The sequence below is a fragment of the Desulfomicrobium macestii genome (genome assembly GCF_014873765.1).
Lineage (GTDB): Bacteria > Desulfobacterota > Desulfovibrionia > Desulfovibrionales > Desulfomicrobiaceae > Desulfomicrobium > Desulfomicrobium macestii.
Genome location: NZ_JADBGG010000009.1, coordinates 108,127 through 132,155, shown reverse-complemented (window position 1 = coordinate 132,155; position 24,029 = coordinate 108,127). Strand labels below are relative to the sequence as shown.

Sequence of the window (24,029 nt, the reverse complement as noted above, 5' to 3'; positions counted from 1 at the left end):
GAAAAGCAAGTTCAATATACCGATATCATTGATTTATTTCAAGTGCAAAATGTTTCAAAACTGTATATTCAATGCAACTTTTTCACGGATTTAGGTATTATAGCAATTTCAATTCTTACATTTTGGATAATAAAACTAAGAAAATTGAAAATTATACAACAATATACTGCCGTATATTTGATAATAATGATATGGTCACAACAAACGGTGCTACAATTTGCGAATCCGATGTTCTTTTATCAAGGAATGGTCGTAATCTTTTCTGCAGTTGGGGCATTATTTCTGGGCAGCGAAGTAGTGAAAGATTCAACAAAGAAAGTTTTTAGAAAAAAAGACTATGCAATGTTGCCGCGACTTTCAAAAACCCACACCGCGAGATCCAAATGATTGATATTCTGAGACGCAAGGCGAGCGACCAACCTTTGTCGAAAGGTATTGCGACTTTTCTCAACCCTTTTACTTATAATGTAGCTCGTAGAAATATATACGCAATCGAGAAATTTGATCGTCTATATTTTGACGGAATCGCATTAAAAATATTATGTAGGATTCTTGGAATCAGAACGACTCGGCGAAGTTTTGATATGACTTCCCTAGCACCAATCGTCTTTTCCACAGCGAGTCAACACGGTTGGCGCTTGGCTATAGTTGGCGGGGAAGCTGGAGTTGCAGAAAGATCCAGCAAAATTTTTCAATCTATATTTCCAGATTTGCGTATTGAATACACTTCATCTGGTTTTTTTTCATCTATAGATGAACGTTCAAATGTTATTCTTGAATTATGTAAAGGTGAGTATGAACTTGTTATTATTGGAATGGGAGCACCTTATCAGGAAAAATTCTTACTAGATCTAATCGCTACTGGATGGCATGGAATTGGTTATACGTGTGGCGCTTTTTTGCATCAAACAGCTTCGCAAGGAATCGATTATTATCCAAGGTGGATTGATAAGTTAAATTTACGTTGGATGTATCGAATTTACGATGAACCAAAATTATTTAATAGATATATGTTTGAGTATCCAAAATTTATTGTTTTTTTTATTTATGATGTGGTAAAAGAGAAAATTTTAAAGTATAATCGAATAAATTAAACAGCATGATACTGGAAATTAACATTTCTTGTACTTTTTTGCGAATACGAAATAGCGAGCAATGCCTGAATATCGATCATAGAATATATGTTTAGGTTCAATCAAAAGCGTCTACATTCACTGTTGGGCAAGAAAGCACCTGACGAGGCTTACGCCGAATGAATGTCGCCAGTGAGAAGGCAGAGTCAGAAAAGCCGATATTCCACTTAAGAAACGGGCGAACGTGTTAAAACAAGCAGAGCCACTTCAGCCCGGCCAGAGACGCACGTTTTGGCGCTTTGCGAGCCCTACATCTTGCGACGATCCACGATCCGGCCGCCGTTGACTCTTTCGATGGTCCTCGGCTCCACCAATCGGACCTCAAATGCAACGCCCAGTTCCGTTTGCAGACGGATGCGCACGTTTTCGAGGATGCGCTGTGATTTCTTGATGGAGTCAGTACAGAAGGATTCCGGGGCTTCGAGTTTGATGGTGGCCAGGTCCATATGTCCGACCCGGTCCAGTACGATCTGATAATGAGGATCGGTCAGGCCCGTGCCGGCGATGACCGCCTCGATCTGGGCCGGAAAGACGTTTACTCCGTGAATGATGAGCATGTCGTCGCTGCGGCCCGGGATGCGGGTCATGCGCTTTAACGTCCTGCCGCAGGGGCAGGGCGCGTCAATGAGCGTGGTCAGGTCCCCGGTTCGGAAACGAATCAGGGGAAAGGCTTCCTTGGTCAACGTGGTCAGGACCAGCTCACCCTTTGCGCCTGCGGGAAGAACCTCGCCGGTGTCCGGGTCCACGATCTCGGCCAGGAAATGATCCTCGTTGATGTGCAAACCGGCCCGTTCCAGACACTCCCCCGCCACGCCCGTTATTTCGCTCAAGCCGTAATTGTCCGTGGCCTGAATGCCCAACCGGCTCTCGATTTCCCGGCGGGTCTCCTCGGTCCAGGGCTCCGAACCGAACAGGCCGAAGCGCAGACTGAGCGCGGTCTTGTTGACGCCCATCTCATCCAGTGTGTCGGCAAGGTGCAGAGCATAGCTGGGAGTGCAGACCAGGGCCGTGGTCCGGTAATCCTGCATGATGGAAATCTGGCGTCTGGCGTCCCCACCAGAACTGGGGATGACAGATGCGCCGATCAGCTCCGCCCCGGAATGGACGCCGAAAGCGCCGGTAAAAAGGCCATAATTGAAGGCGATCTGCACGGCGTCATCCTTGGTCACCCCGCCCGCCGTAAGGATGCGTGCGGCCAGCTCGGACCAGCGACGCACATCGCCGGAGGTGTATCCCACCACCGTTGGCTTGCCGGTGGTACCCGTGGAGGCCTGCATGCGCACGACATCGCGCAGGGGTACGGCAAAAAGGCCGTACGGATAGTTTTGCCGCAGATCTTCCTTGGTGGTGAAAGGCAGCCGCTTCACATCCTCAAGGGACTGCACGTCGTAAGGATCGATGCCAAGCTCCGCGAAGCGCTTGCGGTAGAGCGGCACGTTGCGCGCCACGCGGTTCAATGTTGCCTGCAACCGCTCAAGCTGCAAAAGCTCCAGCTCGCCACGCTCCATGCATTCATACTCGCTTTGCCAGTACATCTTCTACCCCCTATAAACCCTTAAAATTCAGGATAATGCGCTGGAATTTAGAAAAGGATCATGTGTAAGACGCAAGGTCGCACAAGTTCCAAGTGAATTGTGACATTCTTGCTGATTCGTTTCGCACTCAGCAACATGACGATTGAACCTTTTCAAGCATCCAGCTCGCGGCCCAGATAAGCGCGCTGCACATCGCGATTGGCAAGTAGCTCATCGGCCGTGCCCTGCAGGATGACCCGTCCGTTTTCCAGTACATACCCCCTGTCGGCGATCTTGAGCGCGCTACGGGCGTTCTGCTCCACAAGCAACACTGTCAGGCCAAGACGATCGCGCAGTTCCACAATGTGGTGAAAAATATCCTTGACCACAAGCGGGGCCAGCCCCATGCCCGGCTCATCCAGAAGCAGCAGCCTGGGACGGGCCATGAGCGCCCTGCCGATGGCCAGCATCTGTTGCTCGCCGCCGGACAAGGTCCCGGCGGCCTGAGTGCGGCGCTCGCGCAGGACCGGGAACATGGAGTACATGGTCTGAAGATCCTCGGCAATGCCGGCGCGCTGCCGGAATCGCGGACGCGTATAGGCGCCCAGGCGCAGATTGTCCTCGACGGAAAGCGGGCTGAACACGAGTCGCCCCTCGGGCACATGCGAAATTCCGGCGCGCACAATCTGTTCCGGACTGCGCCGTACCAGATCCTCCTCGCCAAAAATGACGCTGCCCTGCCCGGGTCGGATCAACCCGGAGATGGTGCAGAGCATGGTGGTCTTGCCCGCGCCGTTGCCGCCGATGAGAGCCACGATCTCGCCCTGGCGCACGTGCAGAGTGGCGCGGCGCACGGCATGGATGCGGCCGTAAAAGACGTCCATGTTCTTGAGTGAAAGAAGTGTGGGCTGCATGATCAGTCCTCGTCCCCGCCCAGATATGCGGCGATGACCTTGGGGTCCTTCTGGACCTGGGCCGGGGTGCCGCGACTGATGGTCTGCCCGAAACACAGCACCAGGATGGAGTCGCTGATGCGCATCACAAGTTCCATGTCATGTTCGACCAGGATGACGGAAAGATTATAGGTGTCGCGAATGCGCATGATCAGGTCGGCCAGGACCTGAGTTTCGGCTATGTTGAGTCCGGCCGCCGGTTCATCGAGCAGCAGGAGCTTTGGCCGCGCCGCCAGCGCACGAGCCAGTTCGAGCAGTCGCTGTTTGCCGAAGGCCAGATCCTTGGCCGTGACTGAAGCCAGGTCGGCCATACCCACGAAATCAAGCGCTTCCAGGGCTTCGCGGCGGACCTCGTCTTCCAGGCGTCGCGATTTCGGCGTGCGCAGGAGGCTGTGCCAGGCAGGCAGGGACAGTCGCCCGTGGCAGCCCATGGTCACATTCTCAAGCACCGTCATGTTGGAAAAAATCTCCAGATTCTGAAAGGTGCGCACCATTCCGCCCCAGGCCCTTTCGTGCGCCGGAAGGGCCGTGATGCCACGCCCCTCGAAGGTCAGGGTGCCATGGCTTGGGGTGACCATGCCGGAGATGACATTGAGGAGCGTTGTCTTGCCCGCTCCGTTGGGACCGATGATGGCCGTGATCTCGTCGCGCATGGCCTCAAAATGAATGTCCGCCAGGGCTTGAACCCCTCCGAAACGCACGCTGATGCCGCTGCATCCAAGAATCGGGCTATTCATGGGCTGCCCCCGAAAGACGGGCCTTGCCCCAGGACCACAGCCTGTTCCAGCCCCCGGCCATGCCGTCGGGCAGGAACATCATGCACAGAATCAGGATGGCGCCGAAGAGCAGAACCTCGATGTTCTCGAAGGCACGCAGGAATTCGGGCAGAACGGTGACGAAAAAAGCCCCCACAATGGCTCCCGGCACGCTGATCATGCCACCCAGCACAACCATGACGATCAGCTCCACGGAAAACATGAAGCCAAAAGACGAAGGGGCGATGAAGGTCAGGTAATGGGCGTAAAGAACCCCTGCGATACCGGAAAAGGCTGCGGAAAGAACGAAGACGAGGAGCTTGTATCGCGCGATGTCCACCCCCATGGCCTCGGCCGCCCTCTCCGAGGTGTGCAGGGCGCGCAGGGCCCGGCCAACGCGGCTGTGCAGCAGATTGAAGGAAAACCAGACAATGAGGCACAGCATCACGGCCACGGCGCGATAGAGGGTCACATCCTTGCGCAGCTCAAAACCGAAAAGGGACAGGCGTGGAATGCCCACAAAACCGGACGGACCACCGGTTATGTCCACGGTCTCGGTGAAGAGGATGGAAAGAATGATGCCAAACCCCAAAGTGGCCATGGCCAGGTAGTGCCCCTTGAGCTTCAGGGACGGCAATCCCACAAGAATGCTGACCACCACGGTCAGGGCCACGCCGGAGAGCATGGACAGGCCGACCGACAGACCCACGGTCGTGCTCAGGTAGGAACTGGTGTACGCGCCCAGGCCATAGAAGCCGGCATGTCCCAGGGAAATCTGTCCGGCATGCCCGACCAGCAGGCACAGGCCCACGGCGTTCATGGCGTGCAGGCATCCCAGGATGAGGATGGTCAGATAATAGTTGTTCGGCAGCAGCGCCGGGGCCAGCATCAGCAACCCGAAGAAAAACGCCAGCCAGATCATGTCCTTTCGATACGCCACTTCACACCCTCTTGGAGTCTTTGAGGCCGAAGAGGCCGGAAGGTTTGACGAAAAGAAGAATCAGCAAAATGACAAAGGCCAGCGCGTCCTTGTAGGCCGAGGACACAAACCCTGCCCCAAACGATTCCAGCACCCCGAGGATGACGCCCCCGGCCGCCGCCCCGAAAGGATTGCCCAGTCCGCCCAGAATGCAGGCCGCGAACCCTTTGAGACCGAGCATGATGCCGACGTCATAGGAGGTCATGGTGATGGGAGCCAGAATCACGCCGCCGACGGCGCCGACCAGGGCGGAGATCATGAACGACAGAAGCACCATGCGCTGCACGCCGATGCCGACCAGCGATGCGGCCTTGGAATCAAAGGAGCAGGCCAGCATGGCCTTGCCGTGGATGGTCCCGGAGAAAAACATCTTCAGGGCGCCGAGCAGAAAAAGGCTTATGACCAGGACCCAGATGGCCTGCGGCATGATGGCGGCGCCAAGGAACATGATCGGCTGATTTCCCGAAAAAGGTTCGAGAACGTGAGTGTCCTTGCCCCAAAGCAACATGGCCAAACCACGAATGAAAATCGAAACGCCGATGGTGATGATGATCAGGTTGATGGTCGGGCAGTCCCGCACCGGGCGGATGGCCAGGCGCTCCACCAGGGCACCGGCCATGGTCGCCCCGAGAACCGCCAGCACCACTGCCGCAGGCTCGCTAAAACCCCGGGAGTGCATGAAGTAGACGCTCATCATCCCGCCGAGCATGACAAATTCACCCTGGGCGAAATTGATGACGCCGGTGGTGTTGAAGATGATGGTGAAACCCAAGGCAGTGAGCCCGTAGGTACTGCCCAGCGTGAGCCCCGTGATCAGATATTGCAGCAGGCTGGATGGATCCATTTTCTCACATGAAAAAAGCCGGCGGACTTGAATCTCCGCCGGCTTCTGCTCATTTAATGATTTAGTTCAGGGCCTTCCAGGCGCCGTTTTCGATGGTGACCATGATGAATGCGGACTCGTCGAGGCCGTTATGATTCTCGGGTGAATAGGTATACACTCCCGAGGTGCCCGCGAAGCCTGAAATTTTTTCCAGGTTGTCGCGAATATCGGCTGATTTGGCGGAACCGCCCTTGGCGATGGCTTCCATGACCAGCGCGAAGGCGTCATGGGCATAACCGCCAAAAGACGAAATCTGGGTGCCGTAGGTTTTGGTGTATCCCTCCACATAGGCTTCAAGCACGGCCTTCTGGGGGTGATCGGCCGGGACCTGCTCCACCGCCACCAGGCGGCCGGCGGGCAGAATGAGACCTTCGGCGGCATCCCCGGCAAGCTCGATGAACTTGTTCGAGGCCACGCCGTGGCTCATGTATAAAGGCACGGTCAGGCCCAGCTGGACACGGTTACGGGCGACCACGGCCGGGCCGGGATTGGTGCCCCAGCAAATGATGGCGTCCGCGCCTGCGCCCTTGATCTTGGTCAGCTGCGCGGTCATGTCGGTGTCCTTGGGTCCGTAGACCTCATCGGCGGCAAGCTCGAATCCTTGTGCGGGGATGAGCTCCTTCAGAACTCCACGCCCGGCTTGGCCGTAGCCGTCGGATACGGTCAAAATGGCGAGCCTTGAATACCCCTTGGCCTTGGCGTCCTGGAGGATTCTGGTCACGGCGTGGCGGTCAAGCTGCGGAGTGTTGAACACCCACGGATCCACGGGGCGCACGATCTTCTCGGCGGCGGCGCAGGAAACCAGCGGCACTTCGGCGGAAGAGAAAAACTTGGAGATGGCCAAGGTGTTGCCGGAAATGCTGGGTCCGATGACCACGGCCACCTGGTCCTGATCAAGCAGCTTCTTGGCGGCCATGACGCACTTGTTCACGTCCGATTCGTCATCGTAAACGATGACTTCGACCTGCTGACCATTCACCCCGCCAGCGGCGTTAAGTTGATCCTGAAGCATGATCAGCGTGTTCTTTTCGGGTTCGCCCAGGAAGGACGCCGGACCGGTCACGGAAAGGATGGCGCCGATCTTGATTGCATCGGCCGCAAAGGCCGGAACACAAGTCAACAGAAAGGCGACAAGCGCAATGACACATTTTGCCGCGTTCATGGAAACCTCCGAAAATTTTGATGAAAAAACAAAGAAAAAAGACTGTTGAACGATAATCGATAACCCTATCGCACAGCGGTGTCAATTCTTGGGCTTTTCATAGGTCCCATGGGTCCTATAGGACCTATTCTTACCCCCAAAAAAACAAAAAACCCGTCATGCAGCATCATGACGGGCTTTCGTGACTGAATTGAAGGCGTAGAGTGACTAGATTTTGTTCGAGGCCACGGAGAGCCTGGAAATCTTTCTGGCTGCGGTACGCCAGTGCACGATCTTCTTGCTCGCGGCCTTGTCCAGAATGGAGGTGACGTTCTTCAGGGCGTTTGCGACGGCTTCGTTGTCGTTGGACTCGATGGCTGCATGCAAAGCCTTTGTGGCGTTCTTCACCCGAGTTTTCATCATTCTGTTGCGCTCGCGAGCCTTCAGGCTCTGGCGGTGTCTCTTCAGGGCAGACTTGTGATTGGCCAAAATATAACTCCTTCTCAAATTAAACGCGTGTTTCTATCAGCATCAAGATGCCTCTGCAATCCGGCGTCATTAGCCGAAGCATTCGCGATCTGTCAAGCCTTGGGTAGCCTAGACCTGGAATTTTCCGAAATCCGCGACGCGCCCCAGGGTATTGACCAGGCGATAAAGCAGATTCAGGCGATTGGCGCGCAGTCCGGGATCTTCGCACATGACCATGACCCCGTCGAAGAATTCATCCACGGCCGGCCGCAGCACCCGCAGGCGGGACAGCATGCTCGGATAGTCCTCCGTGGCCGCCAGTTCAGCCCAGACAGGCTCGATCGCCTGCAGCGTGGACCAGAATGATTTCTCTGCATCGATCTCAAGAAGATCCTCACGCACTGTCCCGGAAAGATCCTGATCGGCCTGTTTACGGATGATGTTCGCCGCACGCTTGAAGGTCAGAACCGAAGCCTCGAAATCATCTTCGCGGCTGAAGTCCGCAAGGGCGCGAACACGCAGCCAGGTGTCGTGGATGTCCGCGAAACCGGGAGCCATGGCCGCCTCAAGCACCAGGGTCGGGATGCCCTTGGCGTTCCAGTAGGCGCGCAGGCGCTGTCCGAAGAAGTCCATGAGCTTTTCCAGGGCCTCTTCCTCGCCGAACTTCCAGCTCACGTCGGAGTAGCCTTTCTGGGCTTCGCGCAGCAGGATCTCGATGTCCACCCGAAGGCCCATTTCCAGGATGATGCGACACGCGCCAAGGGCGCTGCGACGCAGCGCGTAGGGGTCGGCAGCGCCCGTGGGCACCATGCCAAGCCCGAAGCAGCCCGCCAGATTGTCGAGCTTGTCGGCCAGGGACAGAATTGCTCCGGCCATGCTTGAAGGCAGCGGCGAATCCTGACCGGCGGGCAGGTACTGCTCGTAGAGCGCCTCGGCCACGGTCTCGCTTTCCCCTTTGCGCCGGGCGTAGATGCCGCCCATCTTGCCTTGCAGGTCGTCGAATTCGTAAACCATCTCCGAGACCAGATCGGCCTTGGAGAGGCGTCCGGCGCGGGCCATGGACTCGCCAAGTTCCGGGGCGACGACGGAGGCGATGAATGCCGCAAGCTTTTCGAGCCGGCGCGTCTTCATGCCCATGGTTCCCAAAGGACCGATGAAAATGACCTTGTCGAGCTTGTCCAGCCAATGGTCGAAGGTCGCGGCGCAGTCGGCCTCCCAGAAGAAACGGGCGTCCTCCAGGCGGGCGCGAAGCACCCTCTCCCACCCCTTGCGCACCAGCGCAGGTTCACGCGACTCGATGTTGGCCGCAGTCAGGAAATACGGCAGCAGATTCCCGTCCGCGCCGCGCAGGCCAAAACTCTTCTGGTGCGTTTCCATGCTGGTCAGCAGGACCTCGGCCGGGAGCTCCAGAAATTTCTCGTGAAATCCGCCGAGCATGGCGCGAGGCGTCTCGACCAGATTGGCGACCTGATCGAGCAGGGAATCAAGCCATTCCACGCTGCCGCCCACCTCCGCCGCCAGGCGATCGCCTTCGGCCCTGATGGCCTGCTTGCGGTCGGCCGCGTCGAGAATGACCTTGCCGCTATCGTTGAGAATTCGGGCGTATTCGTCGGCGTGGGGAACGGTGAACGGGCCGGGGCCCATGACCCGATGGCCACGGGTCTGATCGGATGCGTCAAGGCCGGCGAAGGAAAAGGGCACGATCCGGTCGTCGAGCATGGCCAGAATCCAGCGCACAGGGCGACCAAAGGTGCACTCCTTGCCCATCCACTGCATTTTCTTGGGAAAAGTCAGATTCGGCAAAATCCCCAGACAGGTCTCGGCCAGAATCTCGGAGGCCAGGCGCCCGCCGACGGTCTTTTTGAGGGCCAGATACTCGCCCTTGTCCGTCTTTTCCACATGGATCTGATCGAATTCCACGTTCTGTGACTTGGCAAAACCCAGTCCAGCCTTGGTCGGATTGCCCGCTTCGTCGAAGGCGATGCGCGCGGGAGGGCCGGAAACGACGATCTCCTCGGTCTTCTGCACTTCGGCCAGGCCGGAAATGTCCACCACCAACCGCCGGGGGGTGGAAGCCGTGGCGACGCGACCGAATTCAAGCCCCGCTTCCGTGAGCAGGACCGAAAAACGTTCCGCCAGTTCCCGGTCCAGGAGCGGCAGGAAGCGCGCCGGCATTTCCTCCACGCCGATTTCAAGAACAAAATGCCTCATAAAAAACTCCCTATCAAAAAGCCCGAAACGGGACGGTTAGGATACCAGAAGCGGATGCCCCATGGCCTCGCGCTGCTCGACGTAAAGCCTGGCCACATTCGATGCCAGGGCCCGGACCCGGGCGATGTACTTGGCCCGCTCCGTGATCGAAATCGCACCGCGCGCATCGAGCAGATTGAAGGTGTGGGAGCATTTCAGGCAGAAATCATAGGCGGGCCAGGGCAGCCCGGCTTCACAGAGTTTCGCGCTCTCGGCCTCGCAGGAATTGAAGAATCCCAGCAGCATCTCCTGATCGGAGTGATCGAAATTGTACTTGGAATGTTCAACCTCGGCCTGATGATAGACCTGGCCGTAGGTCACGTGATCATTCCAGGCCAGATCGTAGACCGATTCCTTCTCCTGCAGATACATGCACAGCCGCTCCACGCCATAGGTGATCTCGCAGCTGATGGGCTCAAGATTGATGCCGCCGACCTGCTGAAAATAGGTGAACTGGGTCACCTCCATGCCGTTGAGCCATACTTCCCAGCCCAGTCCCCAGGCGCCAAGCGTCGGACTCTCCCAGTCGTCCTCGACAAAACGGATGTCATGAACGTGCTTGTCGATGCCCAGAACGCCGAGGCTGTCCAGGTAGAGTTCCAGAACATTGGCCGGAGACGGCTTCAAGATGACCTGGAACTGAAAATAATGCTGCAGGCGGTTCGGGTTTTCGCCGTAGCGCCCGTCCGTGGGCCTGCGGGTGGATTCGGGATAGGCCACCTTCCAGGGCTCGGGACCGAGCACCCGCAAAAAAGTAGACGGGTTGAACGTCCCCGCCCCGACTTCCATGTCGTATGGAAACTGCAGCACACAGCCCTGATCGGCCCAGAAACGCTGCAGGTTGGTAATGACGTCCTGAAAATTCATGCACAGCTCCTTAAAAGGGATCCATTCCGCTCAGCTCCGCACAAAACGGTTGCCTTCGCAGGTCAGGCCAAGATGACATTGAACAAAAGCGTCCACCAGGCGGACGCACTCTTCCCGCACCTTGGCCGAAGGCACCCAGTCCGCCCATTCCCTGGGACCGGAACGGGCCAGGCCATGAAGCAGACTCAAGGTTTCGCGGGAAGTGGAAATTTTGGCTCCGCCGCCGGAAGGACAGCGCAGGCAGTAAAGGCCGCCTTCCTGCACGGCGAACACGGCGCGGTGATGGGCGTCAAGAGGCCCTCCGCACTGACGGCACCGCTGCAGATCCGGCTGATAGCCCTGGGAGAAGGCCATCTTGGCGCGGAACATGAGCGGGATGAACCATGATCCCGGCCGCTCCTCGTCCAGGGCTTCGAGAGTCTCAAGCAAAAGCTCGTGAGCCGGGGCGTAGCCGTCCGGACTGAATGGCAGGGATTCGAAAAAACGCACGCAGTTGCTGACCATGCCGAGCTTCTTGAGGTCGCGCTTGAGCTCCCCGAAGCCGTTGATGAGCGTGCCCTCCTGCAGACACAAATACTCCTGCCGGCCCTGGCTGACACGAAAATGGACCAGACTGAGCTGATCCAGGCAGCCGCAGAAACGCTTGCGGCTACGGCGTCCGCCAAAGGCGAAAGCGGTCAGGAGGCCGTGCGTGGGAGAAAAAAAACGGACCCAGCAGTCCGCTTCTCGAAAAGTGCCCACCCGCAGCACCAGGACCTTTTCAGAAAATTCCATGTACCATCCCCGGTCCCACGCCTGCCGCGCCTACTCCACAACCAGGGTCTTGACCTCGCCAAGCGCCCCCTCGAAGGGATAGGGCTGGCCGTCGAGCTCAAGCTTGACCCCGCCCGCGTTGCCGAACTTGATGCTCAGGGACTTGCTGAAATTGATGGTGGCCGTTTCGCCCTTGCGCAGGAAATAATCCAGGATCTTGTCGTCGGGCCGCGCCTGCAGCCAACTCGCGGAATGAGCCACGATGCGCAGGTTGCGCTCCCTGACGGGCTCGGCAGCGGCGGGCTGTTCCGTCTTGGCTTCCTGCACCTCTTCGACGACCGATTCCTTTACGGCAGCCTGCAGCGGCTCCGGGGCGACCTCTTGCTCGGCAGGGGGGGACGTCTCGGCGGTGGCATTCAGCGCTTCACCAGAGGTGGCGACCGTGTCCGCAGCGGACTCTTCCGCCGGTGTGGCCGCCACTTCCTGCATCTGGGTCATGGGAGCGGGCAGGGAACCCGACGGCAAGACTTCCGCCGGAGGAGCGGGCGGGGTCAGTTCTTCTTCAACCGGGGCGGGAGCCTCGGGAACCTGGGAACGATAGTGATCGAAAACATACCAGCCCAAGGCCCCGAGGAGCAGGATGCCCAGAATCGCGGCGATGCGCACGGTGGTCACGACGCTGCCCGAATCGTGCATCTTCACGTGAATATGGGGCGCATGGGATTCCGACTGGTCGTTGTCCTTGGGCACGGGGTATTCACGACTGAAATGAGCGCACAATTCCTGCGCGTCCAATCCCAGCAGCAAGGCGTAACTCCGCACGAAACCCCTGGCATAGACTGCGTGAGGAAACCTGGCGCTGTTGCCTTCTTCAAGGGCGATAATGACGGAAGGGGCGATCTTGGTCTTCTCTTCGACCGCCTCGACTGTCAGCCCTTTTTGTTCCCGGCCTTCGCGCAGTGCCGTTCCGATCTCAATCAAATCCATATTCTGGAAACTCCATGCATGGTTTGTCGAAACGCAGACCTAAAGCTTCTTCTGGATGATGGCCTTGCCGCGCAAGCCATTCATGTATTCCTTGAAGCGCTCTTCGAGTTTGGGACGCATGATGGCTTCCCGCACCTCTTCATCCATGGCCGCCTGTTCCTGACGCGCCCCGTCCCGACGATTCAGCAGTTTCAGGATGACCCATTTGTCCTCGATCAGAAATGGCTTGCCCATCTCGCCCGCATCCAGATCCCGCAGGCCTTCGCGCCATGGTTCGGCCAATTCCCGCCAACGCACATCGCTCATGACGCCATTGTCGACCTTGGGGCCGATGGAATATTGCGCCACGGCCTCATCCAGGCTGATTTCTCCGGCGCTGAGCGACTTCCAAAGAGAATTGGCGCGCTCCTCGTCCACGAGCACGAGCATCTGCACGTCCACGATGCGTTCGGTGGTCAGCTCAGCGCTGTTCCGGGCCTTGTAGGCGTCAATCTCTTCCTGGGTGACCACGACCTTGCGGCGCACCATGTAGCCGAGCATCTTGTGCTTGATGATGTCTTCGCGACTGCGCTCCTTGAACTGTTCGGGGGTCAGGCCCTGAAGACGCAACGTGCGCTCGAAATCCTCTTCAGTCAAACGGCGCCTGGCCTTGAACTGGCGGATTTCGTTCTCCACCTCGGAATCGGAGACCTCGATCTTGAGCCGCTGCGCTTCCTGACGCAGGATGATCCCGTCGATCATGTCGTCGAGCACCTGGGGAGCGATTTTTCCGGCCGTTTCGGGATCTGGGGTCTGCCCTATGACAAGACGGATCTGCTGCTGCAAGTCCTGAAAGGTGATGATCTCGCCATTGACCACGGCCACGATGCGATCGACCAGCTGCGCGGCCTGTCCGAGGCCCGCGAGGACAAAGAGAAGAGAAAGCACCAAAACAGCACGAATACCGCATTTTTTCATAAATCAGGTCTCATTTTATTATTTTTGAGGAACATCGCAAGCCCCCATGCCCCGCGCATCATTATCCGGGCCTGTTAAGAAGGCGCCCGAAAAACCGTCCGGCTGCTCGCGACAAAGTTGACAATGCGCCCAACGTACTACCCTTCAGTCCTGACCGAGTCCAGTTCAAACTTGGGAAGCCCCCGGCACGGCCCTTCACAGCTTGATCCGCTCCCTGAGCACCAGCAGCATGTCCTTGAGCGAATGCATGGCCAGGGTCGGCGAGGACCCGGCGACAAGGCGCAGCTCCAGCTTGGCCGGCGGCAGAATCCGGGCGCAGGAGGCATTTTCGCCCACCCAGTCCATGAGCTTGGAGAGGTCCACGTTATGCCGGGTTTCGTCCCAATGGATGAGCGCCCGCTCCTCGAACAGGTCCACCCGCACCGCGCCCAGCCTACGCGCATCGATCTTGATCATGAGCACGGCCACGAAGGTTTTCAGCGCCTCGGGCAGGGAGCCGAAGCGGTCGCGCATGTCGTCCACGATTTCTACGATGGCCCCCTCATCGTGACAGGAGGACAAAGCCTTGTAGTAATGCAACCGTTCCTTGCCGTCGGCCACGTATTCCTCGGGGATGAGGGCCTGGAAGCCGAGGTTGAGCTCGGGTTCGATCTCCGTCTCGACCTTGCCGCCGCGCAGCCTGGTGACCTCCTCTTCGAGCATCTCCAAAAAGAGGTCCAGACCCACCTTGCCGATGGTCCCGGACTGGGCTTCGCCGAGGATGTTCCCGGCTCCGCGCAGACGCAGGTCCTCCATGGCCACCTTGAATCCGGCCCCGAGGTAATCCATGTCGAGAATGATCTTGAGCCGTTTGCGCGAGGTCTCCTGCAGGCGGTCCAGATCGGGAATGATGAAATAGGCGTAGGCCTGCTCGCTGGAACGCCCCACCCGGCCGCGCAGCTGGTAAAGCTGCCCCAGTCCGAAAAGCTGTGCCTGGTCGACGATGAGGGTGTTGGCGCGGGGAAAATCCAGCCCCGACTCGATGATGGCCGTGCACACGAGCACGTCGAGTTCGCCGTGCCAGAACCTGTGCATGGTTTCTTCAAGGTCCTGGGCCTTCATCTGCCCATGACCCATGCCGACCCGGGCCCCGGGGACCAGCGACGACACGAACTCCACCACCCGCTCCAGGCCCTGCACCCTGTTGTAAACCCAGAAAACCTGGCCGCCCCGGGCCAGTTCGCGCTCCAGAATGGCCTTGAGCTGGGCCGGATCGCGCTCCAGCAGGGAAGTCTCCACGGGCTTGCGGTCGCGCGGCGGAGTCTCGATGACGCTGAGGCCGCGAATGCCGGACAGGGAGAGCTGCAGGGTACGCGGGATGGGCGTGGCGGTCAGGGTCAGGACGTCGATGGTCGAACGCATCTTCTTGATGCGCTCCTTGTGCTTGACGCCGAAGCGCTGTTCCTCGTCGAGGATCAGCAGGGCCAGGTTGGAGAACTCCACGTCCTTGGAGAGCATGCGGTGGGTGCCGATCAGGACGTCCACCTGCCCGCGCCGCACGGCTTCCAGGGTCCGTTTCTGTCCGGCCGCGGGCACGAAGCGGCTCAGCAGCCCCACGGTGATGGAGAACGGCTCCATGCGCTGCCGGAAGGTCTGGTAGTGCTGCTCGGCCAGGACGGTGGTCGGACAGAGCAAGGCCACCTGCTTGCCGTCCAGGACCGCCCTGAAGGCCGCGCGCAGGGCCACCTCGGTCTTGCCGAAACCCACATCGCCGCAGACCAGCCGGTCCATGGGTTCGGGTTTTTCCATGTCGGCGAGGACATCGGCGATGGCCTTTTCCTGATCGCGGGTCTCCTCGAATCCAAAGCTGGCCTCGAATTCCCAGTAGAGTTCCGAGATGGGATTATACTGAAATCCCTTGGTAATCTTGCGGAAAGCGTACATCTCTACCAGATCGCGCGCGATCTTGGCGATGGACTGGCGGGTGCGCTCGCGAGCCTTGCTCCAGGCCGAACTGCCCAGACGGTCCAGGGCCGGAGCCGCGCCATCGGGCCCCTTGTAGCGCTGCACCTGCCCCAGGCGGTCCACGGGCAGATAGAGCCGATCCTCGCCATCATACTGCAACAGCAGGTAGTCGTTGGCTACATCCCCGAACTTGATGCGGTGCAAGCCTCCAAACCGGCACAGGCCGTAGTCGCGATGGACCAGAAGGTCTCCGCTTTCAAGCTCGTCGAAGGCATCGAGACCCTTGAATGCCTTGCCCGCGCTGCGTTGCGCCTTGGGAGCGCCCGGCTGGAGCACGGACTCTGGCAGGATCTGAATCTCGGCCCAGGGCAGGCGCATGCCGTGTCCCAGGGAGCCGACCAACGCGAAGATCCCCCTGCCCGCAGCCTCGTACTCGGTTTTGAGCACATGATCGTCCTGGGCCGCGAGCTGCAGAAATTTCTTGCGGGACTGCTCGGTATGGAAACAGAAGATGGTCTGGGCGTAGGTTTTGCGCCAGACGGCAAGCTCCTGCATCAGCGCCCGCCATGGCCGGGAGCGGCTTTCCGGAGTCCAGAAAAGATCCTCGAAGGAGTTCACCCCCTCTTCGGGCAGGTCCAGTCCATCCTCGCGCACGCCCATGACCAGGCTTTCGCAGAGGATCTGGCGGTTGTCCTCCCAGGTCTTGCGCACATCGCCAGGGGTCTGGATCAGGCCGTGACGGGGCCATTGCCGCTCGTCGTCGCGAAAAAAATTCTGCCAGGCCCAGCTTGTCTCGTCGAGCTTGGTCCGCAGGTCCTGGGCCTCGGCCATGACAAACACGCTTCCTTCGGGCAGCCAGGCCTCAAGGCCCACGGTCCGGGGATAGTACATGCTCGGCGGCAGGTGCGGATGGACCTGCATAAGCTCCTTTTCAAGTTCCGCCCGCACAGGCTTTGAGATCTCTCCCAGGCGCAGCCATCCGTCGAACATGCTCCGGGCCTCTTCCCTGTAGGTATCGGCGCCAATGCATCCGGCCACGGGCAGGATGGTCAGGGATTTGAGATCGGCGCGCGATCGCTGGGACATGGGTTCAAAGAGCCTGATCCGTTCCAGGGTGTCGCCGAAAAACTCCAGCCGCAGCGGATGGTCATATCCGGGGCAGAAGATATCCATGATATCGCCACGCAGGGAGGTCTCGCCCACGGCGGTGACCATGGAAACGCGCGCATATCCCCAATTGACCAGCGTCTCCAGGAGATCCTCCTGGGAAATCTCCTCGCCCTCCGACAGCTCCAGATGCTCGCGCTGCAGGAGTTCGGGATGCGGCCATTTCTGGATCAGATTTTCAAGCGGCAGCAGCACTCCGCGCCCACGCCTTTTCCGGGCCAGGGCAAAAAGGGCCCGCCATCGTTCCGGCCAGGGAGACCGGCGCGGGTCCTCCACGGTATAATGAGGAAAGCGCAGCCAGCGCCTTTCCCAGAAGGGAAGGTTCCTGTCCTCGGGCGAAAAGAGGCGCGCCAGGGAATCGTAAAGGGGCAGATCCGCGCTCGGCGGCAGCACCAGCACGACATTGTGACCCTTTTCGAGCAGCGCCTGGGCCAGATACATCTGCGAGGCGGGACCGCTCTTGAAGATTCTGGTTTGACGCTCTGCTCCGTCGATAAGCTTCTGCAAGGCTTGGGGAATGATCACGTGACGACCGGTCCGGATTGAAAGCAACGGGGAAAAGCCGCCCCCGGGAAGGAGCGGCTTGGAGCCATGGCCATGTGCGAACAGGCGCTTGACCTCTTTGCACAGAATCGTTTTACGTTGCCCAAAAGAGAGGCAAGGTCAAGCACTTGCGCGCGACGCGGACAGCCTCCCGCAAAGAGTACCGCCAATGCCGGACATTTTGGTGGACAGGTCTGAAGCGGGTGCGTATTGGTCGATCCGTACCTAACCGTTCACCATTCACGTCCAAGGAGCAGTTCATGGCACGATTCCTTCCCAATGAGGATCCCTTCACCCTGGAAGACCAGCTCAAGATCCTCGGCAACGACGAGTTGCTCGATTTCTGGGAAGAAAGCCAGATGCTCGACCGCTATCTCGAACCCACGGAACACGAAGAGCCGCCGTCAATGCACTACGAAAACGCCATCCTGAACGAACTCAGGTTGCGCCACTCCATGGGCGAAATATAAAGTTCCTGCCTTCTGCGCTCCAAAGCTCCCTTCCGGGAGCTTTTTTTTGGCCCCGGACATATTTTGGGCAAAAGAAAGGCCGGTCAGGGACCGGCCGGTTTGCTATGCTACGGGATAGCCAAACGCGAGAGGCCGGTCAGGGACCGGCCGAAAAATCTGGAGCGGGAAACGAGATTTGAACTCGCGACTTCAACCTTGGCAAGGTTGCACTCTACCACTGAGTTACTCCCGCAGGTGCTTGGAGGCGGCATCCAGATTTGAACTGGAGAATGGAGGTTTTGCAGACCTCTGCCTTACCACTTGGCTATGCCGCCATTTTCTCGTGGAGCGGGAAACGGGACTCGAACCCGCAACCCTCAGCTTGGAAGGCTGATGCTCTAGCCATTGAGCTACTCCCGCCCGCGAGGATCATGCAGCTACTTCAACCGCACATGGCCGTCAAGGAAAAAGAAGGGGTTATCAGGTCTACCCCAACCGTCAATCTGCTTCGTCGCTACGTAAAACACTGATCATCGCCATTTCAACTACGCCTGGGACCCGGGTTTTCCCTGTTCCACGCAGCCCGCCGTCCCGGAACAGTCCGGCCATTCGGCGTTCTTGACCGGTTACCCAAGTCCCTGGCCGGGCTCCATGATGCGGCCGGTCAGGGCAGTCTCGTACCCGCCCAGCTTCTCGATGCGCTCCTTGAAGGATGCCGAGCGGATCAGTTCCAGCGCCACCTCGGTCTTCCAGTCCGCATGTTCGGGCAGGAAGGCCAGATCGTAGCGCTCCCGCGCCAGGGGCACGAAATCAAGATCCAGGGCGCTCGCGGCCGCAAAAATGCCCAGCCCGCAGGAGGCCGTCCCGGTGAGCACGTTGACCGCCACCGCCATGTGCGTGAACTCCTCCTTGTCGTACCCATTCACCTGCTCTGGACTGATCCCGGCCTGCCGCAGGTGATAATCGAGCAGGATGCGCGTCCCGGCCCCTCGCTGGCGGTTGATGAAGCGCACCTCGGGCCGGGCGAGATCCTCCACTTTGCCGATGCCCAGCGGATTGCCCTTGGCCACGATCAGCCCCTGATGCCGGATGGCCAGATTGACGCACGCGACGTTGAGACCGGGCAGATACTTGAGGAAAAAGGGAAAGTTGAAGTCACCGCTCAGCTCGTCGAAGAGATGAGTCCCGGCCATGAGCGCCGAACGGTTCTTGAGGGCCGTGAGTCCACCCATGGAGCCCACATGGCTGGAGGCGATGCGCACCGGCCGGGTCAGGCCCATGAGTTCGTTGCCAAGCACATCGAGGATGTTGTCGTGACTGCCGACCACGACCAGGGTCTGGTCCAGCTCCGCCGCCGGGACAAGCAGCTCGGCCCGGACCTTCGAGGCGGCCTCGGCGCCCTCGCTGTCCACCGGAATGCGGGTCACGCCCTGAGCCCGGATGAGCGTGGTCAGCATGCCCGCGCCGCGTCCCAGAGGCGTGGCCACCAGCTTCTCCCCAACCCGGCCGATGGCCAGTCGGACCAGCTCTTCCGTGCCGAGCTTGGAAGGAATCTTGCGCGCCAGTTCCACATCCACCACCGGTCGAACCGGAGGCGTCTTGCGGGACAGCCAGGACAAAAGCGGGATGAGCAGCTCCTCGAAGCAGACCACGGCCGAGACCGGATATCCCGGAGCCCCGACGATCAGCTTGCCGTCCACGATGCCGAGGATGGAGGGCTTGCCGGGCATCAGGTCGATGCCATGAACCAGCACCTGGCCCAGGCTGTCGATGATGGAGCGGGAAAAATCCTTGGAGCCGGCCGAGGAGCCGGCGCCGATGACGACCACATGGCTTGGTCCGTTCACGGCCTCGCGCACCGCCGCGGTCAGGGCTTCCTCGTTGTCCGGCACCGGATCGACACGGGTGAAGAGGCAGCCCTGGGCGGCCGCCAGACCGGCGAAGACCTGCGAATTGCTCTCGATGACCTGCCCCGGACGCGGACTTGGGCGCTTGGTGAAATCAAGGACCTCATCGCCGGTGGGGATGAAGCTCATGCGCAGCTGTTCCCAGACCGGCACTTCCCAGATCCCGGCGCTCAGGAGGCCGCCCACGTCATAGGGAGAGAGCAGCCTGTTCTGGGGCAGAAGAAGCTCCGTGGCCACGATGTCCTCACCGATGCGGCGCACGTGCTGCATGGGGAAGACCGGGGTTTCTAGCTCGATGAAATCGTCGGTGTCGCGCACGGCCTTCTCGATCATGAGCACCCCGTCCATGCCCTCGGGCAGAGGGTGTCCGGTGTTCACGGGCGCGCATTGGCTGCCCTTGGCCAGCCGCACGGGCCGCCCTTCGCGGGCGGCGAAAGTGGACTCGGCTTTCAGGGCATAGCCGTCCATGGCCGCACTGTGAAACGTCGGGGAGGAACACACCGCATGCACCGCCTGCGCCGTGACCCGGCCACAGGCCTGGTGCGCGGGGATCGTCTCCCTGCCGACCAGGCGGTCCCGGTCAAGGGCGTCCATGGCCAGACGCAGGGCTTCGGCCACGGGCACGGTCTTCAGATATATGTTTCGTTTTTTCATTGATTTTTCGCAGGTTAGAATATCCAGACATCCACGTCCTGTCCGGCCCTCATGCCTTCTAGGGACGCGGGAAGCCGCACCAGGCCGTCGGCATCGAGCATGGTCCGCAGCAGGCCCGACTTGCCGAGCCTCGGCATGGCCACGCACTGCCCATCCTGTTCTTCAAGCCGCACCCGAACATAGTCCTCGCGGCCGGGTTTGGATGACAGGTTGGCCCCGAGCTTGGCCGGACGCATGAGCAGGCGTCCGGGATCAAAGGCCCCCGCATCACCCCCCAGATGCACCAGAAGCGGCTGCCCGAAGACAAGCATGACGATCTGGGCGGAGGTGACCTGACCGGGAAGCCCGAGCACCGGCTTGCCCCCGACGCGCGCAAGGATGGTCGGCTTGCCGGGACTGATGGACACGCCGTGGGCCAGAATTTCGCTGTCCGCGAAGGATTCCAGAACCTCGATGGTCAGATCCCGGGTCCCGATGGAGCTGCCGCCGGAAATGAAGACCACGTCGTTCTCCTCCAGGCAGCGGACCAGGGCTCCCTGCAGGGCTTCACGCACATCGGGGACCAATCCGTGGGCGCGCACCAGGGCCCCGGACTGCCGGGCCATGCAGGCCAGCGTATGGGAGTTGACGTCCCGTATCTGCCCGGGCCTGGGCACGGAATCGACAGGGACAAGTTCATCGCCCGTTGATACGACACCGCAGCGAGGCCGGCGATAAACCCTTGCGGAGGTGCAGCCGATGGCGGCCATGAGCCCCACATCCTGCGGACGCAGACGCCTTCCGGCGGGCACGGCCACCTGCCCCTGCCCCACGTCCTCGCCCTTGAGCATGACATTCTCGCCCGGGGTTACGGTCTTGCGGATCTCGACTGTCGCATCCCCGAGCATCTGGGTATGCTCGACCATGATCACGGCGTCCGCGCCGGGCGGCAGGCTTCCGCCCGTGGCGATGCCCATGCATTCCCCGGAATGGAGGGGACGGCTGACGACCTCATCGATGGCCGCGCTGCGGGCAAGCTCTACATAGGCAGGATTGCCCTCGCTAGCGCCGAAGGTGTCAGCCGCGCGCACGGCGTAGCCGTCCATGCAGGATCGGTCGAGGGCCGGGATGTCCTCCCCGGACAGGATGTCTTCGGCCAGAACGCGGCCAAGACAATCCTCCAGGGGCATAAGCTCGGAATCCACGGGGGCGAAACCACGCAACAACTCGCAAAACCGGGCCGGGGAGATGACCCGGAAAAAACCATGATCCATTCCTAATCCGCCTTGAAGGATGAAAGTTTGGTTTCCGGATAGGCATCGGCGTAGTACTGCACTTCCTCGCCGAAAATATCCTGGGCCTTGCCCTTGGCGTAGGTCTCGATGTCGCTTTGCAGCTGCAGAAACTGCCGAGCCAGCTGACGCCCGACGGGAGTAAGCTCATAGCGCTGGCCCTTGCCCTTGATCTTCTGGACCAGAGGCTTGCCAATGCTTTCCTCGGCGGCCTTGAGCTTGCCCCAGGCGGCCCGATACGACATCTTCATGTCCGTGGCCGCCTGTCTGAGCGACCCGCACTCCTCGATTTTTTCGAGCAGAAGGGCCCGGCCGATGCCCAGAAAAATCTTCTCGTCGCGTTCGAACCAGACATGCAGACGCAAGGTCAAGGTGCCCTCGGTTTTGGATTCGGTCATGGATTCCTCCTCCCGGCTTGAGGATGATGTGATTAAAATTCAAACACATATTTTGCTAAATCAAAGCCAGACACAAAACAAGCATTGTGATGTATCAAAAGACACGTTAGGAACGGACCCGGCCCGGATTCACACCTCGCCCTTCACCAACGGAGAATGCCCATGATCGAAGCTGAAAAAGCCCTGGAATTGCTTGCCAAGAAAATCGACGCGTGCAGAAAACGGGGTTTTCTACCCGTGGAACTGATCGATCTGGTCGAAAAGATCTACACCCGTCAACTCAAGGCCCGGGACAAGGCCCAGGTTCCTGCCGCAGCCACGATCGAAATCGCCGATCCGCTGCAGCACAGCCAGGGAGCTCCTCTGGTCGAAAGAACCAATTTTCCCTTTGACAAAGACCAGAGCATTGAACTTTTCAACGAATTTCTGGAGCTGGCGAAATCGGTCAATCCGGCCCTTGGCGAAGCCGCTGCCGCCATTTCGGCTGCCATAGCGGACAAATCCCTGGACCTGGACCTGGTCATGCAGGCGCATTTGAACGGCGACGAAGGTTTTTTCTCCACCTGGACAGCCGTCACCCCTTCCGCACCGCGCATCCTGCCCATGCTCGCGCAGGCCGCCATGACTCCGTCCCTTGAACGCGCCGCCATCGCGCTGGAAGCCCGGACCGATCTTTCGAATTCCTGGGAACATGGGCACTGCCCCCTGTGCGGCAGCATGCCGATCATGTCCGATTTGCGTGAAAAGGAAGGATTCAGATACAACATCTGCGGATTCTGCCACGCGGAATATCATGCGCCTAGATTGCAGTGTCCCTTCTGTCTTGAAAAGGACGTGGCGAAGCTGGAATACTACGAAGCCGATGAAGAGCCCGGAGTACGCATCAACGCCTGCAAGACCTGCAATCTTTACATCAAGCTCACGGATTTCAGAAACCTCGATCGCAGAACCCTGCCCTTGGTGGACGATCTTGAATCCCTGAGCCTCGATGTGGCGGCCCGGGAAAAGAAATACAAGCGCCCCACCCTTTCAGCCTGGGGATTTTAAAGAATAAAAACTGCCTCCAGACAGGACCGATTGTTGCCATCCATATGACCAAGGGGATGGATTCCCGCCTTCGCGGGAATGACTCGGAGGCGGGAATGACTCGGAGGCGAATGCGAAAATTGCGCATTTCTCCCTGCGGGTGGAATCAGTCAACAGCCTTGCCCCGGCCAGCGCCCGTTCCCAGCGTTCCGGGTCGATCCGGGGTGGGGGCGGCAACTGCCTGACTGAGCCAGGAATCGTTTGTTTTTCCGTCGCCCCTCGCCCGGAGCGCAGACATCTGTTTGGCAGCAACGACGGAAAAACAGCACGAGGCCGGAGAAGGAGTTTTGGCGGCCGCGCCCCGGATCGTCCCGGAATGCGGCCGCACTGAGACGCCTGCAAACCAAAAATACCGTGCCCGCTGCCTTTCGGCTGCGGATCGCGGCACAGGGAAAATCATGATTGGATTGGTGCTTGCCGGAGGAAAATCATCCCGGCTCGGACAAGACAAGACGCGTGTCGTGCACGAGGGACAGACCCTGCTCACGCGCACGGCCACGCTGTTGCAACGCCATCTCGACAAGGTCTATGTCTCCTGCCGGCAGACCCTCGACGTGGGCGGACCCTGGCCCGTCATCACCGACGAGACGGAGCGCATCGGTCCCGCCGGCGGCATCATCACCGCGCTGCGCAAATTCAAGGAGCCAATCTTCGTCCTCGCCTGCGACCTGCCTTTCATGGAGGACGGCATCATCGAAAGACTCATGGCCGCGCGGGAAGAACGCCCGCGGCATTGCGTGCTGACCACCTGGCAACTCAAGGATTCGGGATTCATCGAGAACCTGGTCGCGATCTACGAACCGCAGGCCCTGCCCTTGCTGGAGGCAGGCGTGTCCCAGGGGCTCTTCAAGCTCAGTCGGCTCATCCCGGCCGAACTGCGCCACACGGTGACCTACACGGAAGACGAAAGGCGCATCTTCTTCAACGTCAACTACCCGACCGATCTGGAGCAGCTGCAAGGCCGCTAGAA

Annotated in this window: 21 protein-coding genes and 3 tRNA genes; 5 read left to right on the top strand and 19 right to left on the bottom strand. The window is 59.4% G+C overall.

Annotated features, from left to right (window positions below; translation table 11 throughout):
* Together H4684_RS20610 and H4684_RS07925 are read left to right on the top strand one after the other, a co-directional pair.
* Window positions 1-387: hypothetical protein (locus H4684_RS20610; RefSeq protein WP_225940318.1), on the top strand; the 387-nt coding region annotated here is incomplete at its 5' end.
* Window positions 384-1,094, top strand: coding sequence for a WecB/TagA/CpsF family glycosyltransferase (locus H4684_RS07925; RefSeq protein WP_092192419.1), 711 nt, complete (start codon window positions 384-386; stop codon window positions 1,092-1,094). The genes H4684_RS20610 and H4684_RS07925, both read left to right, overlap by 4 nt.
* 287 nt (window positions 1,095-1,381) lie before the next feature.
* On the opposite strand, the gene H4684_RS07920 is transcribed toward H4684_RS07925, so the two are convergent.
* From H4684_RS07920 to mfd, 13 genes are all read right to left on the bottom strand, one after another.
* Entirely contained in the window at window positions 1,382-2,668 is a 1,287-nt protein-coding gene (locus H4684_RS07920) for a phenylacetate--CoA ligase family protein (protein WP_092192421.1), read from the bottom strand.
* 152 nt (window positions 2,669-2,820) lie between these two features.
* Window positions 2,821-3,561, bottom strand: coding sequence for an ABC transporter ATP-binding protein (locus H4684_RS07915; protein ID WP_192623385.1), 741 nt, complete (start codon window positions 3,559-3,561; stop codon window positions 2,821-2,823).
* Between the two features lie 2 nt (window positions 3,562-3,563).
* Window positions 3,564-4,337, bottom strand: a complete 774-nt coding sequence (locus H4684_RS07910) for an ABC transporter ATP-binding protein (RefSeq protein WP_192623384.1) — start codon at window positions 4,335-4,337, stop codon at window positions 3,564-3,566.
* Window positions 4,330-5,295 (bottom strand): branched-chain amino acid ABC transporter permease, encoded by a 966-nt coding sequence (locus tag H4684_RS07905; protein ID WP_318779625.1) that lies wholly within the window; start codon window positions 5,293-5,295, stop codon window positions 4,330-4,332. Before H4684_RS07905 ends, H4684_RS07910 begins: the two co-directional genes overlap by 8 nt.
* A 1-nt stretch (window position 5,296) precedes the next feature.
* A complete protein-coding gene (locus H4684_RS07900; RefSeq protein ID WP_192623383.1) occupies window positions 5,297-6,178 on the bottom strand; it encodes a branched-chain amino acid ABC transporter permease in 882 nt (293 codons plus the stop codon).
* A 61-nt stretch (window positions 6,179-6,239) separates the two neighbouring features.
* Window positions 6,240-7,379, bottom strand: coding sequence for an ABC transporter substrate-binding protein (locus H4684_RS07895; protein WP_092192431.1), 1,140 nt, complete (start codon window positions 7,377-7,379; stop codon window positions 6,240-6,242).
* A 207-nt stretch (window positions 7,380-7,586) separates the two neighbouring features.
* A complete protein-coding gene (gene rpsT / locus H4684_RS07890; RefSeq protein ID WP_092192433.1) occupies window positions 7,587-7,847 on the bottom strand; it encodes a 30S ribosomal protein S20 in 261 nt (86 codons plus the stop codon).
* Between the two features lie 108 nt (window positions 7,848-7,955).
* Complete coding sequence (gene glyS, locus H4684_RS07885) at window positions 7,956-10,037, bottom strand: glycine--tRNA ligase subunit beta (RefSeq protein WP_192623382.1); 2,082 nt, start codon at window positions 10,035-10,037, stop codon at window positions 7,956-7,958.
* A 36-nt stretch (window positions 10,038-10,073) separates the two neighbouring features.
* On the bottom strand, window positions 10,074-10,943 hold the full coding sequence (locus tag H4684_RS07880; RefSeq protein WP_092192437.1) for a glycine--tRNA ligase subunit alpha: 870 nt from the start codon (window positions 10,941-10,943) through the stop codon (window positions 10,074-10,076).
* A 30-nt stretch (window positions 10,944-10,973) separates the two neighbouring features.
* Window positions 10,974-11,717 carry a DNA repair protein RecO gene (gene recO, locus H4684_RS07875; RefSeq protein ID WP_092192439.1) on the bottom strand — a complete coding sequence of 248 codons (744 nt, stop codon included), beginning with the start codon at window positions 11,715-11,717 and terminating at the stop codon, window positions 10,974-10,976.
* 30 nt (window positions 11,718-11,747) lie between these two features.
* Window positions 11,748-12,683 (bottom strand): helix-turn-helix domain-containing protein, encoded by a 936-nt coding sequence (locus H4684_RS07870; protein ID WP_192623381.1) that lies wholly within the window; start codon window positions 12,681-12,683, stop codon window positions 11,748-11,750.
* A gap of 39 nt (window positions 12,684-12,722) precedes the next feature.
* Window positions 12,723-13,640 (bottom strand): peptidylprolyl isomerase, encoded by a 918-nt coding sequence (locus H4684_RS07865; RefSeq protein WP_092192443.1) that lies wholly within the window; start codon window positions 13,638-13,640, stop codon window positions 12,723-12,725.
* A 195-nt stretch (window positions 13,641-13,835) separates the two neighbouring features.
* A complete protein-coding gene (mfd, locus tag H4684_RS07860; protein WP_092192445.1) occupies window positions 13,836-17,276 on the bottom strand; it encodes a transcription-repair coupling factor in 3,441 nt (1,146 codons plus the stop codon).
* A gap of 278 nt (window positions 17,277-17,554) precedes the next feature.
* Between mfd and H4684_RS07855 the strand changes: the two genes are divergently transcribed.
* Entirely contained in the window at window positions 17,555-17,764 is a 210-nt protein-coding gene (locus H4684_RS07855) for a hypothetical protein (RefSeq protein WP_092192447.1), read from the top strand.
* Window positions 17,765-17,921: 157 nt separating this feature from the next.
* On the opposite strand, the gene H4684_RS07850 is transcribed toward H4684_RS07855, so the two are convergent.
* The 6 genes from H4684_RS07850 to H4684_RS07825 all read right to left on the bottom strand — a co-directional run bounded on the left by H4684_RS07850 (window position 17,922) and on the right by H4684_RS07825 (window position 21,973).
* A tRNA-Gly gene (locus H4684_RS07850) sits at window positions 17,922-17,996 on the bottom strand.
* Window positions 17,997-18,003: 7 nt separating this feature from the next.
* Window positions 18,004-18,078: transfer RNA gene (locus tag H4684_RS07845), tRNA-Cys, on the bottom strand.
* A 9-nt stretch (window positions 18,079-18,087) separates the two neighbouring features.
* A tRNA-Gly gene (locus tag H4684_RS07840) sits at window positions 18,088-18,163 on the bottom strand.
* A 206-nt stretch (window positions 18,164-18,369) separates the two neighbouring features.
* A complete protein-coding gene (locus H4684_RS07835; protein ID WP_192623380.1) occupies window positions 18,370-20,304 on the bottom strand; it encodes a molybdopterin biosynthesis protein in 1,935 nt (644 codons plus the stop codon).
* 14 nt (window positions 20,305-20,318) lie between these two features.
* Window positions 20,319-21,557 carry a molybdopterin molybdotransferase MoeA gene (locus H4684_RS07830; protein WP_092192451.1) on the bottom strand — a complete coding sequence of 413 codons (1,239 nt, stop codon included), beginning with the start codon at window positions 21,555-21,557 and terminating at the stop codon, window positions 20,319-20,321.
* Between the two features lie 2 nt (window positions 21,558-21,559).
* Entirely contained in the window at window positions 21,560-21,973 is a 414-nt protein-coding gene (locus H4684_RS07825; RefSeq protein WP_092192453.1) for a winged helix-turn-helix domain-containing protein, read from the bottom strand.
* 162 nt (window positions 21,974-22,135) lie between these two features.
* On the opposite strand from H4684_RS07825, the gene H4684_RS07820 reads away from it, so the two are divergent.
* Both H4684_RS07820 and H4684_RS07815 read left to right on the top strand, forming a co-directional pair.
* Window positions 22,136-23,020 carry a formate dehydrogenase accessory protein FdhE gene (locus tag H4684_RS07820; protein WP_161949137.1) on the top strand — a complete coding sequence of 295 codons (885 nt, stop codon included), beginning with the start codon at window positions 22,136-22,138 and terminating at the stop codon, window positions 23,018-23,020.
* Window positions 23,021-23,457: 437 nt separating this feature from the next.
* The gene (locus H4684_RS07815; RefSeq protein WP_092192659.1) at window positions 23,458-24,027 is read left to right on the top strand and encodes a molybdenum cofactor guanylyltransferase; all 570 of its coding nucleotides are present in this window, start codon (window positions 23,458-23,460) and stop codon (window positions 24,025-24,027) included.
* The last annotated feature ends 2 nt before the right edge of the window (window positions 24,028-24,029 follow it).